At 63.9% G+C, this 13,199-nt stretch carries 16 protein-coding genes; 6 read left to right on the forward strand and 10 right to left on the reverse strand.

Annotated elements, in window-relative coordinates:
• Window positions 1-38: 38 nt before the first annotated feature.
• From F3H96_RS06685 to F3H96_RS06695, 3 genes are all read left to right on the forward strand, one after another.
• Window positions 39-1,013 carry an adenosine deaminase gene (locus F3H96_RS06685; protein ID WP_149791133.1) on the forward strand — a complete coding sequence of 325 codons (975 nt, stop codon included), beginning with the start codon at window positions 39-41 and terminating at the stop codon, window positions 1,011-1,013.
• Window positions 1,014-1,120: 107 nt separating this feature from the next.
• Window positions 1,121-1,750: a uracil phosphoribosyltransferase gene (upp, locus tag F3H96_RS06690; protein WP_040990420.1), complete on the forward strand. Its 630-nt coding sequence runs from the start codon at window positions 1,121-1,123 to the stop codon at window positions 1,748-1,750.
• A 105-nt stretch (window positions 1,751-1,855) separates the two neighbouring features.
• Complete coding sequence (locus tag F3H96_RS06695) at window positions 1,856-2,422, forward strand: TIGR02281 family clan AA aspartic protease (protein WP_149791134.1); 567 nt, start codon at window positions 1,856-1,858, stop codon at window positions 2,420-2,422.
• Window positions 2,423-2,529: 107 nt separating this feature from the next.
• Here the strand turns inward: F3H96_RS06695 and deoA are convergent, their stop codons facing one another.
• The 6 genes from deoA to F3H96_RS06725 form a co-directional block, all read right to left on the reverse strand.
• Window positions 2,530-3,846, reverse strand: coding sequence for a thymidine phosphorylase (gene deoA / locus F3H96_RS06700; protein WP_149791135.1), 1,317 nt, complete (start codon window positions 3,844-3,846; stop codon window positions 2,530-2,532).
• Window positions 3,846-4,649 carry a purine-nucleoside phosphorylase gene (locus tag F3H96_RS06705; protein WP_149791136.1) on the reverse strand — a complete coding sequence of 268 codons (804 nt, stop codon included), beginning with the start codon at window positions 4,647-4,649 and terminating at the stop codon, window positions 3,846-3,848. Before F3H96_RS06705 ends, deoA begins: the two co-directional genes overlap by 1 nt.
• A gap of 13 nt (window positions 4,650-4,662) precedes the next feature.
• Entirely contained in the window at window positions 4,663-5,055 is a 393-nt protein-coding gene (cdd, locus tag F3H96_RS06710) for a cytidine deaminase (RefSeq protein WP_149791137.1), read from the reverse strand.
• 61 nt (window positions 5,056-5,116) lie between these two features.
• The gene (locus tag F3H96_RS06715) at window positions 5,117-6,088 is read right to left on the reverse strand and encodes an ABC transporter permease (RefSeq protein ID WP_149791138.1); all 972 of its coding nucleotides are present in this window, start codon (window positions 6,086-6,088) and stop codon (window positions 5,117-5,119) included.
• Between the two features lies 1 nt (window position 6,089).
• A complete protein-coding gene (locus F3H96_RS06720) occupies window positions 6,090-7,229 on the reverse strand; it encodes an ABC transporter permease (RefSeq protein WP_149791139.1) in 1,140 nt (379 codons plus the stop codon).
• On the reverse strand, window positions 7,226-8,758 hold the full coding sequence (locus F3H96_RS06725) for an ABC transporter ATP-binding protein (RefSeq protein ID WP_149791140.1): 1,533 nt from the start codon (window positions 8,756-8,758) through the stop codon (window positions 7,226-7,228). Before F3H96_RS06725 ends, F3H96_RS06720 begins: the two co-directional genes overlap by 4 nt.
• Window positions 8,759-9,016: 258 nt before the next feature.
• Here F3H96_RS06725 and F3H96_RS06730 point away from each other — a divergent pair, with 258 nt between their 5' ends.
• Window positions 9,017-9,226 carry a SlyX family protein gene (locus F3H96_RS06730; protein ID WP_149791141.1) on the forward strand — a complete coding sequence of 70 codons (210 nt, stop codon included), beginning with the start codon at window positions 9,017-9,019 and terminating at the stop codon, window positions 9,224-9,226.
• 21 nt (window positions 9,227-9,247) lie between these two features.
• Window positions 9,248-9,655 carry a hypothetical protein gene (locus F3H96_RS06735; protein ID WP_149791142.1) on the forward strand — a complete coding sequence of 136 codons (408 nt, stop codon included), beginning with the start codon at window positions 9,248-9,250 and terminating at the stop codon, window positions 9,653-9,655.
• 70 nt (window positions 9,656-9,725) lie between these two features.
• Here the strand turns inward: F3H96_RS06735 and F3H96_RS06740 are convergent, their stop codons facing one another.
• The 4 genes from F3H96_RS06740 to F3H96_RS06755 all read right to left on the reverse strand — a co-directional run bounded on the left by F3H96_RS06740 (window position 9,726) and on the right by F3H96_RS06755 (window position 12,607).
• Window positions 9,726-10,184 (reverse strand): GNAT family N-acetyltransferase, encoded by a 459-nt coding sequence (locus F3H96_RS06740; protein ID WP_149791143.1) that lies wholly within the window; start codon window positions 10,182-10,184, stop codon window positions 9,726-9,728.
• A gap of 67 nt (window positions 10,185-10,251) precedes the next feature.
• The gene (locus tag F3H96_RS06745; RefSeq protein ID WP_149791144.1) at window positions 10,252-11,241 is read right to left on the reverse strand and encodes a BMP family ABC transporter substrate-binding protein; all 990 of its coding nucleotides are present in this window, start codon (window positions 11,239-11,241) and stop codon (window positions 10,252-10,254) included.
• Between the two features lie 204 nt (window positions 11,242-11,445).
• Entirely contained in the window at window positions 11,446-11,772 is a 327-nt protein-coding gene (locus F3H96_RS06750; RefSeq protein ID WP_149791145.1) for a hypothetical protein, read from the reverse strand.
• Window positions 11,773-11,905: 133 nt separating this feature from the next.
• Window positions 11,906-12,607, reverse strand: a complete 702-nt coding sequence (locus F3H96_RS06755; RefSeq protein ID WP_149791146.1) for a DUF2569 domain-containing protein — start codon at window positions 12,605-12,607, stop codon at window positions 11,906-11,908.
• 198 nt (window positions 12,608-12,805) lie between these two features.
• Between F3H96_RS06755 and F3H96_RS30875 the strand changes: the two genes are divergently transcribed.
• On the forward strand, window positions 12,806-13,199 hold a 394-nt coding region (locus tag F3H96_RS30875), incomplete at its 3' end, for a hypothetical protein (RefSeq protein ID WP_210248150.1).

Raw genomic sequence — 13,199 nt, forward strand, 5'->3', positions numbered from 1 at the left:
AATCTGTGCGAGAACAGCATACCGGACGGGATGACCGCATGATCTTGAAAGCCGAACTGCACTGCCACATTGAAGGGGCGGCGGCGCCCGAGCTCGTCGTCAGCCAGGCACGCAAATACGGCAAGGACGCCTCGCCCTACATCCAGGATGGCTCTTTCGTCTGGCACGATTTCACCTCTTTCCTCGCGGCTTACGACTTTGCCTCGGACCTCTTCCGCACGGAAGAGGATTACGCGCGCCTTGCCGACCACTATCTGACCAGCCTCGCCCGCGACGGCGCCATCTATTCAGAGGTGTTCACCTCGCCGGACCATGCGATAAAGGCCGGCCTCTCGCCAAAGGCCTATACGGATGCCCTGGGTGAAGGTATGGCCCGTGCCAAGGCCAAGACCGGCATCGAAGGCCGCATGATCGTCACCGGCGTGCGCCATGTCGGGGTCGAGGCGATCGAACAGGCGGCGCGCTTCGCCGCCCGTTGCGGCCATCCGCTGGTGACCGGTTTCGGCGTCGCCGGCGACGAGCGCGTCGGCGATTTCGAGGATTATGTGCGCGCCTTCGAGATCGCGCGCGAGGCTGGCCTCGGCATCACCATTCACGCCGGCGAGTTGATGGGCTGGGAAAGCGTCAAGGCGGCCCTCGACCACATCCGCCCCTCTCGCATCGGCCATGGCGTGCGCGCCATCGAGAACCCGGACCTCGTCCGCCGTATCGCCACTGAAGGCGTGGTGTTGGAATGCTGTCCGGGCTCCAACATCGCGCTGAAAGTGTTCGACAGCTTCGCCGACCATCCCTTCCCGGCGCTACGCGCCGCCGGCTGCAAGGTGACGCTCAACTCCGACGACCCGCCCTATTTCTGGACCTCGCTGAAGCGCGAATACGATATCGCCGCCGAGCATTTCGCCATGAACGACAAGGCGCTGGCCGCTGTCACCCGGACGGCGATCGAGGCAGCCTTCGTCGACAGGAAGACCAGGGCCGCGCTGCTGGCGCGGGTGAACGGCGGCGGCCGGTGAATGGTGCGCCGGCTCGTCGGCCTGTCAACCACAACCATCGATCCATCAGGACTCGCAAACCCGCTCACTATTCACTATTCACTATTCACCGTTCACTGGAGCAGACCATGCAGGGCGTCACCGTCGTCGACCACCCCCTTGTCCAGCACAAGCTGACCATCATGCGCAAGAAGGAGACCTCGACGGCCGGCTTCCGGCGGCTGCTGCGCGAGATCTCGCTGCTGCTCGGCTATGAGGTGACCCGCAACCTCGAACTGACCACGACCATGATCGAGACACCGATCGAGGAGATGGAGGCGCCGACGCTGGAGGGCAAGAAGCTGGTTTTCGCCTCGGTGCTGCGCGCCGGCAACGGCCTGCTCGAAGGTTTGCTCGACCTGGTGCCGGCCGCGCGCGTCGCCCATATCGGCCTCTACCGCGATCATGAGACGCTGGAAGCCGTCGAGTATTTCTTCAAGGCGCCGAGCGATCTTGCGGACCGCCTGGTGATCGTCGTCGATCCGATGCTGGCGACGGCCAATTCGGCGATCGCCGCGATCGACAAGCTGAAAGGACGCGGCGCCACCAACATCCGCTTCCTCTGCCTGCTCGCAGCTCCCGAAGGCATCGAACGCTTCACCAGGGCGCATCCGGATGTGCCGATCTTCACCGCCTCGATCGACCGCCAGTTGAACGACAAGGGCTATATCATGCCCGGGCTGGGTGACGCCGGCGACCGCATGTACGGGACAAAGTGAGCGCCTTTCTTTACCATCTGTTTACGCAAGCTTGCGGTTCCGGAAAGCGTTAAAGCCGAAAACACCATGTCGGCTTAAGCATGCAGCCTTCGCGAAGAGGCATCCATGCTGCGCAAGCTTCTCATCCTTGGCGTCTTTGCCGGAACCTCGGCCTCGATTCCGATCGTCTATCAGGCGAATCCGCATTTGCTGGACGGACTGCTGAGATCGACCGTCGCCGCGCGGCCGGCAGCGCCGCAGCCCGAGCCGCAAGTCAATCTCGCTTCAGTCCCGGACAAGCCGGCGACCCCTATGCCGCTCGGCCGACAGGTGCTGGTCAATGCCGACGGGCGCGGCCATTTCACATCGCAGTTCAAGCTCAACGGCCGCCAGATCGACGGCATGATCGACACCGGCGCGACGCTGGTCGCCATCAACACCTCGACCGCGCGCAGGATCGGCATCTCGCTCAACCCGTCCGACTTCAATCGCCAGGTGAACACCGCCAACGGCGCGATCAAGGCCGCCGTGGTGACGGTCGACCACCTGCAGATCGGCAAGATCTCCGTCGACAACGTCCAGGCGATGGTGCTCGACGACCGGGCGCTGCAGACCAACCTGATCGGCATGAGCTTCCTGCAGCGGTTGCAGAAATACCAGGTCCAGGACGGCGCGCTGCTGCTCGTTCAGTAACGTCCGCGTAAGCAATTCCAGGAAAGTGTGCAGCGGTTTTCGGTCCGGAATTGCGTCAAAAACAAAAGACAGAGCGGTTCATCGTTTCCGCGAAACGATGAACCGCTCTATCGGGCCAAAATCCGCCTGAGCACGGTCTTCTCGGCGGGCGGCCTGGAAACTCCGATCGTATAGGCAGCACGCACAGCGGCCGCGGTCGCCTCGGCCTCCGCGTCGGTGCGGGCATGCACCAGCGCCAATGCCTCGCCTGAGCGCGCCTCGGCTCCGACCGGCAACAGCCTGGTCAAACCGACGCCATGATCGATCTTGTCGTCCGGACGGGAACGGCCGCCGCCAAGCGTGACGACGGCAAGCCCGATATCGCGCGCTGCGATGCCGGTCACGAACCCGTCCTGTCCTGCTTTTACCGCCAGTTCGACCGGCGCGGTCGGCAGATACTTTTCCGGGTTCTCGATGAAATCGCCCGGTCCGCCAAGCACGGACACCATCCGCGCGAAGACGGCGGCCGCCCGGCCGCCAGCAAGCGCTTCGGTGGCGCGCCTAATGCCATCCTGGTTGGATAAAACGAGCCCCGCCGACTGCAGCATCTCGGCTGCCAGAGCCAGCGTCACTTCCTCCAGCCGGCGGTCGCGATAGCGGCCGGCGAGGAAATCGACGGCATTCTTCACCTCGACCGCGTTGCCGGCCGCCGAGGCCAGCGGCTCGTTCATGCCCGTCACCAGCGCCGAGGCATTCAAGCCCGCGCCATTGGCGACCTCGACCAGGCTGTTCGCCAGGGCGACCGCGTCGCGCGACTTTTCCATGAAGGCACCGTTGCCGACCTTGACGTCGAGCACCAGCGAACCGAGCCCGGCGGCAAGCTTCTTCGACAGGATCGAGGCAGTGATCAGCGGTATCGATTCGACCGTGCCCGTCACATCGCGGATCGCGTAGAGCCTGCGGTCGGCCGGCGCCAGATCCGCGGTCTGGCCGATGATGGCGCAACCGGTCTCGAGCACCGTCTGGCGGAAAAGCGCCACGTCCGGCTGGCTGGCGTAGCCGGGGATGGCATCCATCTTGTCCAGCGTGCCGCCGGTATGGCCCAGGCCCCGGCCGGAGACCATCGGCACATAGGCGCCGCAGGCGGCGACGATCGGCGCCAGCATGAGCGAGACATTGTCGCCGACGCCGCCCGTCGAATGCTTGTCCGTGACCGGGCCCGGCAGGTCGGACCAGTCGAGCACGTCGCCGGAATCGCGCATCGCGATTGTCAGCGCCACCGCTTCCTCGCGGCTCATGCCGTTGAGGAAGACGGCCATCGCGAACGCGCCGACCTGCCCTTCGGAGATGGTGCCGGCCGTCAGCCCGGTGACGAAGGCCGCGATCTCGCCGGCTGAGAGCCTATGGCCGTCGCGCTTGCGGCGAATGATCTCCTGCGGCAGCATCAGCCGGGCAAGCCGTCCTGGAAGAGGCGGCGCAGGATCGTCGCCAGCCGTGCGCCGCCGACCGGCGCCATGTCCTTGGTTTCCTGATGCGAGAGCTCGGCGCCGGTCATGCCGGCCGCCAGGTTGGTGATGACCGAGCAGGCGGCAACCTTGAGCCCGAGGAAGCGGGCGAGGATGACTTCCGGCACCGTCGACATGCCCACCGCCGTCGCCCCCATGACGCGCGCCATGCGGATCTCGGCCGGCGTCTCGAAGCACGGTCCGGAAAACCACATGTAGACTCCCTGATGCAGCGCCGTGTCCGTCGCCTTCGCCGCCTTTTCGATCGCGCCACGCAAGCCGGCGTCATAGGCCTCGGTAAGGCCGACGAAGCGGCGGTCACTCGGCTCGCCGATCAACGGATTGGAGCCGGAAAAATTGATGTGGTCGGTGATCAGCATCACCGAGCCCGGTCCCATCTGCGGATCGACCGAGCCGGCGGCGTTGGTGAGGATCAGGCGCGAAATGCCGATACCAGCAAGCACCTCCAACGCCGGACGCATCGCCGCCGCGTTGCCATGCTCGTAATAATGCGCGCGGCCGGACAGCATCAGCACCGGCGTGCCGGCGAAATGCCCGGCCACGACCTCGCCGGCATGCCCGGAAACACCGCTGCGCGGGAAGCCCGGCAGTTCGGCATAGGAAATACGCCTGGCATCCTTGACCTGGTCGACCAGCCCGCCGAGGCCCGAGCCCAGCACGAGCGCCGCCGCGGGCGCGAGCCCGTCCAGCCTCTCAACCAGATGATCCAGCGCTTCCTTCATTTCAGCCCGTTCCTCATTTCAAGATGTCGCCCCTGAAGCCGTAAGGCAGCATGTCGCCCATGGTCACAGTCTCGGCCACACCGCTGTTGTCGCAAAGATAGAGCTTTGTCTCCGGTCGGCAGAATTCCGCCAGTCGCTGCCGGCAGCCGCCGCAAGGCGGGCATTTGGCCATGCGTTCGGCAATCACCGCGATTTCCACGATCTTGCCGCCGCCGCCCATGACATAGTGGCCGAGCGCCGTCGTCTCGGCGCACCAGCCCTCGGGGTAGGACGCCACCTCGATGTTGGCGCCGGTGAAGACGCGTCCATCCTCGGTGCGAAGCGCCGCGCCCACCGGGAATTTCGAATAGGGTGCGTAAGCCTTGGCCATCGCCGACTTCGCAGCCTCGAACAGATCATGCGACATCCGGTTCTTCTCTCCCACGATCTTGTTCAAATGCCGGTCGCTGCCGGACGAGAGTCCAGCCTCAGCGTTCCTTGACGTAGGGCACGCCGCCGGCGCGCGGCGGAATAGCCTTACCGATGAAGCCCGCCAGCAGGATGACGGTCAGCACATAGGGCAGCGCCTGCATGAATTGCACGGGCACCTTGCCGATGATCGGCAGCGGCGAGCCCTGCAGGCGAATGGCCGCTGCGTCGAGAAAGCCGAACAAAAGGCAGGCGAACATGGCGTTGACCGGCTTCCACTTGGCGAAGATGAGCGCGGCAAGCGCGATATAGCCCTTGCCTGCTGTCATATCCTTCACGAAGCCGCCGTTTTGCACCATGGACAGGTACGCGCCGGCCACGCCGGTGAGGATGCCGGTGCAAATGAGCGCGCGATACCGCAGCCAGGCGACCGAGATGCCGGCGGTGTCGACGGCGGCCGGGTTTTCGCCGACCGCGCGCAAACGCAGGCCGAAACGGGTGCGGAACAGCACCCACCAGGTGATGGGCACCATGGCGAAGGCGAAATAGACCAGGATCGAGTGACCGGAAATCAGTTCGTCATAGATCGGTCCGATGATCGGCACATCCCTCATCGCATCGGCGCCGGGCCAGTTGATCGCCTCGAAGCGCTCGCCAGGCTGCAGCGCCGGCGTGCGCCCGCCCTGCTGGAACCAGGCCTGGCCGAGAATGATGGTCGACCCGGCCGCGATGAAATTGATCGCCACGCCGGAAACGATCTGGTTGCCGCGATGCGTGATCGAAGCGAAGCCGTGCACCAGCGCGAAGGCAACCGAGATCAGGATCGCCATGCCGAGGCCGATCAGCGCCGAATGAAAGACGGCTGCCGCGGAGGCGCCGGCAAAGGCGCCGACCAGCATCTTGCCTTCAAGCCCGATGTCGAAGATGCCGGCCCGTTCCGAATATAGGCCCGCCAGGCAGGCGAGCAGCAGCGGCACCGAAAGGCGGATGGTCGAGTCCAGCACCTGGATGATTGCGTTGAACGTGTCCATCTCAGGCCCCCGTCCCCTTGACCGCCTGCATGCCGACCGACTTCGGGCTGAAAGAGGCGAAAAGCGTCTGGATATAAGGCCTGAACATATGCTCAAGCGCGCCGGCGAAGAGGATGACCAGGCCCTGGATGATGACGATCATGTCGCGGCTGATTGCCGGCATCTCGAAGGCGAGTTCGGCGCCGCCCTGGTAGAGCATGCCGAACAGGATCGCCGCCAGCACGATGCCGACCGGATGCAGCCTGCCCATCAGCGCGACCGCGATGCCGACATAACCGGCGCCGGAAACGAAATCGATCGCGACATTGTGTTGATCGCCCATTACCGGGTTGAGCGCCATCATGCCGGCCAGCGCGCCCGAAATCATCATCGCGGTGATGATGATGCGGGTTTCCGAGATCCCGGCATAGCGCGCCGCCTTCGGGCTGTGGCCATAGGTGCGCATCTCATAGCCGAGCCTGGTGCGCCAGATCAAAAGCCAGACCAGGAAGGCCATGACCAGCGCCAGCAGGAAGCAGATGTTGAGCGGCGCCGAGCGGATCTTGGCGCCGAACAGTTCGATGATCCAGTTGAGCTTCGGCAACTCCGCGCCGGCGAGGAAATTGCGCGTCTGCGGCGCCTGCGAGCCGGCCGGCTTCAGCGCACCGACCAGCAGATAGACCATCACCGAGGCGGCGATGAAGTTGAACATGATGGTGGTGATGACGATGTGTGAGCCGCGCTTGGCCTGCAGGTAGGCCGGGATCAGGCCCCAGAGCGCGCCGAACGCGGCCGCGGCCACGATCGCCATCGGAAAGATCACCCACCAAGGCAATGTGCTGTCGAAACTGAGGCAGACCAGCGCAATGCCCAGGCCGCCTATATACGCCTGGCCTTCGGTGCCGATGTTGAACAGGCTGCAGTGTGCCGCCACCGCAACCGAAAGCCCGGTGAAGATGAAGGTGGTGGCATAGAACAGGGTGAAGGCGATGCCCGTGCCCTTGCCGAAGGCGCCTTCGACCAGGATGACGGCGGCGCGAAGAGGGTTTTCCCCGACCAGCAAGACGACGAAACCGGCGACGATGAAGGCCACCGACAGGTTGATCAGCGGGATCAACCCGTAGTCGGCCCAGGCCGGCAGCTTGGCGTAAGGCGTGCTCATTGCGCGGCCTCCTGGTGCTCGACGCCGGCCATCAGCAGGCCAAGCTCACCTTCGGTCGCGTCCGGGCCGCGCTCGCCCACGACACGGCCGGCAAACATCACCAGGATGCGGTCGGAGAGCGAGCGGATCTCGTCGAGCTCGACCGACACCACCAGCACGGCCTTGCCCTGATCGCGCATGGCTATCAGCCGCTTGTGGATGAACTCGATGGCGCCGACATCGACGCCCCGCGTCGGCTGGCCGACGATCAACACACCGGGATCTTGCTCCATTTCCCGCGCCAACACGATCTTCTGCTGGTTGCCGCCGGAGAAATTGGCTGTCCTCAACCGCGGATTGCCGGGGCGGATGTCGTATTTCTCGATCTTTTCCTTCGCGTCGGCCATGATGGCATCGACGTTGAGGAACGGTCCCTTCAGGTAGCGCTCGTCGTCGTGATAGCCGAGGATCGAATTCTCGTTCTCCTCGAAGGCGAGCACCAGCCCGACATGATGGCGGTCCTCCGGCACGTGGGCGAGGCCCCGGTCGCGCAATTCGCCGGGGTCGGCCTTGCCGGTGAGGTCGATCGGCTTGCCGTCGAGCGTCACCTCGCCGGAGACCGCGTGCCTGATGCCGGAGATCGCCTCCAGCAGTTCCGACTGGCCGTTGCCGGCAACGCCGGCAATGCCGACGATCTCGCCGCCGCGTACGTCGAAGGAGACATTGTCGACCATGGTGACGCCGCGCGAATCCTTGACCGTCAGGTTCTTGACCGAGAGTTTTATCGCGCCGGCTTCCGACTCACCCTTCTCGACCCGCAGAAGCACGCGACGGCCCACCATCAGTTCGGCCAATTCGCCGACGGTGGTTTCCTTCGTCACCCGGGTCGCCACCATCGTGCCCTGGCGCATCACCGAAACCGTGTCGGTGATGGCCATGATCTCGCGCAATTTGTGTGTGATCAGGACAATGGTTTTCCCCTGCTCCTTCAATTGCTTGAGGATGCGGAAAAGGTGATCGGCCTCGGCCGGCGTCAGCACCCCGGTCGGCTCGTCGAGGATCAGGATCTCGGCGCCGCGATAGAGCGCCTTGAGGATTTCCACGCGCTGCTGGAGGCCGACCGGCAGTTCCTCGATGACGGCGTCCGGATCGACCTCGAGGCCGTATTCCCGCTCCAGCCGGTCGAGCTCCGAGCGCGCCTTGGCGATGCTGCTCTTCAACAGCGCATCGGTTTCGGCGCCGAGGATGATGTTTTCCAGCACCGTGAAATTGTCGACCAGCATGAAGTGCTGGTGCACCATGCCGATGCCGAGCGCGATCGCATCGTTGGACGTATGGATCGACGCCGGCTTGCCGCCGACGTGGATTTCGCCGCTGTCGGCCTGGTAGAAGCCATAGAGGATCGACATCAGCGTCGACTTGCCGGCGCCGTTCTCGCCGACAATGCCGTGGATGGTGCCGCGCGCTACTTGCAGGTTGATGTCTCGATTGGCGCGCACGGCGCCAAAGCTCTTGTTGATGCCTATGAGCTCGATTGCGGCTTGCGCCATGCAGCCTGTCCCACTCTTTATTTTTTATCGCTTGGTCAAAATGCCTAGCATGATGCCCAGCCCGTGCCAATTGGCCTTTCACTCTCGACAAATCCCCGCGCCCTTGTCAATTTCGAACGTGAGCAGGTTCCGCAAAAGTGTCCCACGGTTTTGCGATCAGAACCTGCGAGAACCAACAGAGCACAACCAGATATTCGTGGGCACCCCACGAATATCTGCCTAGGTGGAAGCTTCACATTCGCAAGGTCGGGGTTTTGCATGGCCATGCCCGATGATCGGCTGACGACGCTGGAAATCCGCGCCGCCGAACAGGAAAAGACCATAGAGGAGCTGTCAGGCCAGATCGCCGAGCAGTGGAAGGTGATCGAGCGCATGGAGCGCAAGCTCGCTGCCCTGACCGACCGGTTCCTGCAATTGGAGGAGCAGTCCGCCCCCGATGTGCCGGTGACCAAGCCGCCGCACTGGTGAGGAGCAGGGGAGAAGACGGCCATGTCCAGCGAAAGCGACCGCGTCGCCCGGGCCGGCGACTATGTCTTTGGCCTGATGAACGACAGGGAACGTGCCCGCGCCGAGCGCGACCTCGAGATCGATCCCGCCTTTCGCGACATGGTGCTGCGGCTCGACGAGCGCTTGCGCGCCCTCAATTCCGTGGCGCCCGGCAGGCGCGCAAACCACTGGGAACTGATCAGCCGACGTCTTGCCGAATTGCCGCAGATGCAGACGCGGCTCGCCGGTTCTGCCTCCCCTGAAGTGGAGCCGCCGCCGATGATGATCCATCGGCTCGAGCGCAAGCCCTACGGCATCGGTCCGCACTCCCTCGGCGGCAGGCTTGGCCTCGTCATTGCGCTTGCCCTGGTCGCCGCCTTCGCGCTCGGCTATCTCGCCGGCACGCTATAGGAGCAATACCAGGAAAACTTCGCAGCGGTTGAGGCTCGGCGCCTCAATGCAGCGTTCGGCTGGAATTGCCTCAAAGTAGAGATCGCGACATCAGAAGCATCGGCGCGCCGTCCTGTTGAAAGGCCTCGACCGCAGCCCATCCGAGCGCTTCGTAGAAGCCGCGCGCCTGCCATGTATAGAGGTGGAGCGTGCCGACACCGACCGACGCGGCATAGGTCTCGACGGCTCTGACCAGCGCGGTGCCGACTCCTCTGCCGCGATATGCCTCCGCGACGATCAGCCCGGCCAACCACGGCGTCAGATGGTGCGGCGAATCGATTTCATTGCGCACGAGAAGGCAGCTTCCAACAGGCTGGCCTTGTTCGCGAGCCACGAAGGCCGCCTCGAAGCCGTCGCTGGCGATAAGTCCGCGCAACCCGGCGATGTCGTCATCGAGTGTCCGATCCGAGCCTTCAAAGAAAGCCTCGAACCGCAGCCGTGCGATCACCTCGACGTCGCCTTGCGCCATGGCTTCGATTGTCGGTCGCACGATCTCACCTCCAAAACGAAACCGCCGGGCGATCGCCCGGCGGTTCCAATCCTGATTCGGCTGCCGATCAATAGGGGCAGGCGTTGTCTGCGGTATAATCGTGGACCTGTATTTTGCCGGCGATGATGTCGGCCTTGGCCTTTTCGACGGCGGCCTTCATCTCATCGGTGACCAGAGCCTTGTTGTTGTCGTCCATGGCATAGTCGACGCCGCCCTCCTTCAGGCCGAGGTTCTCGAGGCCACCCTTGAAGGTGCCGTTCTTGCCGTCCATGAAGGCGTTGTACACGGCAACGTCGACGCGCTTCATCATCGAAGTCAGCACCTTGCCGGGTTGCAGGCCATTCTGGTTGGAATCGACGCCGATGCCGAGCTTGCCGGCATCCGCTGCGGCCTGCAGCACGCCGACGCCGGTGCCGCCGGCAGCGGCGTAGACCACGTCGGCGCCCTGGTCGATCTGCGTCTTGGCGATCTCGCCACCCTTGGCCGGGTCGTTCCAGGCGGCCGGCGTGTCGCCGGTCATGTTCTGGATGACGTCGGTCGCGCCGGCCGACTTGGCGCCGCCGACATAGCCGCATTCGAACTTGCGGATCAGCGGGATGTCCATGCCGCCGACGAAGCCGACCTTCTTCGACTTCGAGGCCATCGCCGCCAGGATGCCAACGAGGTAGGAGCCTTCGTTCTCCTTGAATACCAGCGAGCGGACATTGGGCAGGTCGACGGCATCGTCGATGATGGCGAAGTTGAGGTCGGGATATTCGGCCGCGACCTTCTTCAGCGCATCCTCCCAGGCAAAGCCGGCCATGACGATCGGGTTGCGGCCGTCCTCGGCGAATCGGCGCAGCGCCTGCTCGCGTTGCGAGGCGTTGGAGACTTCGAACTCGACGTAAGCCACGCCGGTTTCGGTCTTGAACTTCTCGGCGCCGTGATAGGCAGCCTCGTTGAAGGATTTGTCGAACTTGCCGCCGAGATCGTAGAGGATGGCCGGTTGCACATCCGCGGCGAAGGCCGGAAGAACCATTGCTGTTGCGGCCAGAAGGCCGAGAACGATACGTTTCATATGATCCACACCCTGTCGGTTATTTTTCCGTTGTGTACCGCCTGCCTGCCCGGTTCTCCGGCGGGCCTGCGACGCCAGGCAGGAAGTGTCTTGCCCCTCCCGCTCGCGGCCAATCTGGCACGGCCCGAAACAAAATTCACGTGGAATTTTGACCTGTTGGAAAAAGCGGTTACCGGCGGCCCGGCCGCGCCTTTCCCGGCGGCTTCAGGGGCTTGGAGCGAATTCCGCGCCGCGGCGCTTGCGCCGGTAGCCGACGGCGTAAAGCAGGAAGGCAAGCACCGCGAACACCGCGAAACCGGGCTGGGCCAGCACCCAGGCCGCGACGCCGTCCCAGACCAGCGGGCTTGCCTTGGCGCGCACGAAGGTCTCGAAGGCTGCGCGGGTATCCGGCGAAGCCGCCAGCCAGCTTGCGTTGAGCGGCGTCATCACCAGCGACGAGGCGGCGACCGAACGTGTCGTGTCGATCACCGCCATGATGACGGAAATCGACAGCGCGACCATGGCCGCCAGCCGAAAGATGAAACGCAACATCGACGCTCTCCCCGGGAGCTCCCGTCTACCCCGCAATCGACATAGAGCGTGCGCAATCCCCGCGCAATCGCGTCCCATGAAATTCACAAGGCCACGAAATTAACGGGCCTTGAAATTGAAGTGGCCGTGGAAATTAGCGAACCCGCGCCGGTCTGCGCCGGTTGACCCGCCAGATTGCGAAAACGCCGCCGGCGATCGCCCCGACGATCAGCCCTCCCAAGCCGACAAAGACCGCGAAAAATCCGCAGGCGCCCTCGAAGCAGCTCATTTGGGTCAGGTCCGCGATCAGTGAGCCGGCGAAGAATCCGGCGCCGGCCCCGATCGCTCCGCCAAGGATGATGCCGAGCAGCGCGGCAAGGACCGAGATGAAGACGGGCGGCCGTTCGGTCTCCGCATTGGCGTAGACCGTCTCGGCGCCTGCGCCGCGGCGCAGGAGGTAGATGCACAGCAGCCCGATGGCGATCTCGGCCACGGTGTAGCCCAGTGCCTCGGCCGAGAAGACGAAGTCGGGTACGAGCAATACATAGGCCTGGCGAACGAGGAGCCAGATGATGATGGCGATCTGCCAGATCGTGTAGTGGCGCGGGAAGCGGGCCGACCGGTTGAAGGCCAGGCCAAGCAGGTACAGTCCCCAAATAATGGTGATGACGCCGCCGGTGAGGCCGCCATAAATCAGGAAGAAGACGTTTTCCGGCAGGCTGAAGTCGCCGATCAGCCGCCAGCTCGAGATCAGGCCATAGGCCGACAGCCCCATGACGATGACGAGCCAGGCCACCGGTATGAAGGAAAGCCCGCTATCCGGCCGCCCAGCGGGTTCCTGGTCGATCGATGCCATGCCAGGACGATCCCCCTCGCCCGTTGCAATTCCAGGAAAGCCCGTGGCGGCTTCCGTCGGAAAATGCGAAAATTGACCCGGCAATTCCAGCGAAAGCGCGCACCATTCCAACGGAATTGCCTGAAGAACACAGGTTCACGGCAGTCGACAGCCGACAGCAGCCGAAGTCAAGCATGGCCGGCGAGGGAAGCCCGGCCTGTGCACATCATTCGAAAGCCCCTCCTGAACCTCGCCTTCGCGCCATCCACGGCAAAAGCCGCCGGAATGCCGATATGGCTGTCGGTAGCTAATCAAGTTGTCCGGTTTGGTAGCACATCATTTGTCCGCTTCAGTTTGCGTCGAAGCGGTTCACGCAGCTCTGCCGATTTGACGGCAGTTCTGGATTGGGGTGCCATCGGAGCTATATGCCGCAATGCGACGCGGCCCGTGGAAGATTGCGAACGTGCCATCAGGATATTGCCTGATCTTGACCGTGGCTTTGACGAAGTGATGTCGGATCGGACTTTGCGGCAGCTGCAATCTGAGCCGCGCGAAGGCGACTGTGTTGTCGCGAGCGACGACGCGCTCTTCCTGGAGGCACAGGATCTCGGCC

Origin of the sequence: Mesorhizobium sp. NFR06 (assembly GCF_900115245.1) — a bacterium.
Taxonomy (GTDB): Bacteria; Pseudomonadota; Alphaproteobacteria; order Rhizobiales; family Rhizobiaceae; genus Mesorhizobium.

Bases quoted from the DNA above. Each gene is read 5' to 3' on its own strand.
- F3H96_RS06685 (WP_149791133.1), top strand. From the start codon at position 39: ATGATCTTGAAAGCCGAACTGCACTGCCACATTGAAGGGGCGGCGGCG.
- upp (WP_040990420.1), top strand. From the start codon at position 1,121: ATGCAGGGCGTCACCGTCGTCGACCACCCCCTTGTCCAGCACAAGCTG.
- F3H96_RS06695 (WP_149791134.1), top strand. From the start codon at position 1,856: ATGCTGCGCAAGCTTCTCATCCTTGGCGTCTTTGCCGGAACCTCGGCC.
- deoA (WP_149791135.1), bottom strand. From the start codon at position 3,846: ATGCTGCCGCAGGAGATCATTCGCCGCAAGCGCGACGGCCATAGGCTC.
- F3H96_RS06705 (WP_149791136.1), bottom strand. From the start codon at position 4,649: ATGAAGGAAGCGCTGGATCATCTGGTTGAGAGGCTGGACGGGCTCGCG.
- cdd (WP_149791137.1), bottom strand. From the start codon at position 5,055: ATGTCGCATGATCTGTTCGAGGCTGCGAAGTCGGCGATGGCCAAGGCT.
- F3H96_RS06715 (WP_149791138.1), bottom strand. From the start codon at position 6,088: ATGGACACGTTCAACGCAATCATCCAGGTGCTGGACTCGACCATCCGC.
- F3H96_RS06720 (WP_149791139.1), bottom strand. From the start codon at position 7,229: ATGAGCACGCCTTACGCCAAGCTGCCGGCCTGGGCCGACTACGGGTTG.
- F3H96_RS06725 (WP_149791140.1), bottom strand. From the start codon at position 8,758: ATGGCGCAAGCCGCAATCGAGCTCATAGGCATCAACAAGAGCTTTGGC.
- F3H96_RS06730 (WP_149791141.1), top strand. From the start codon at position 9,017: ATGGCCATGCCCGATGATCGGCTGACGACGCTGGAAATCCGCGCCGCC.
- F3H96_RS06735 (WP_149791142.1), top strand. From the start codon at position 9,248: ATGTCCAGCGAAAGCGACCGCGTCGCCCGGGCCGGCGACTATGTCTTT.
- F3H96_RS06745 (WP_149791144.1), bottom strand. From the start codon at position 11,241: ATGAAACGTATCGTTCTCGGCCTTCTGGCCGCAACAGCAATGGTTCTT.
- F3H96_RS06750 (WP_149791145.1), bottom strand. From the start codon at position 11,772: ATGTTGCGTTTCATCTTTCGGCTGGCGGCCATGGTCGCGCTGTCGATT.
- F3H96_RS06755 (WP_149791146.1), bottom strand. From the start codon at position 12,607: ATGGCATCGATCGACCAGGAACCCGCTGGGCGGCCGGATAGCGGGCTT.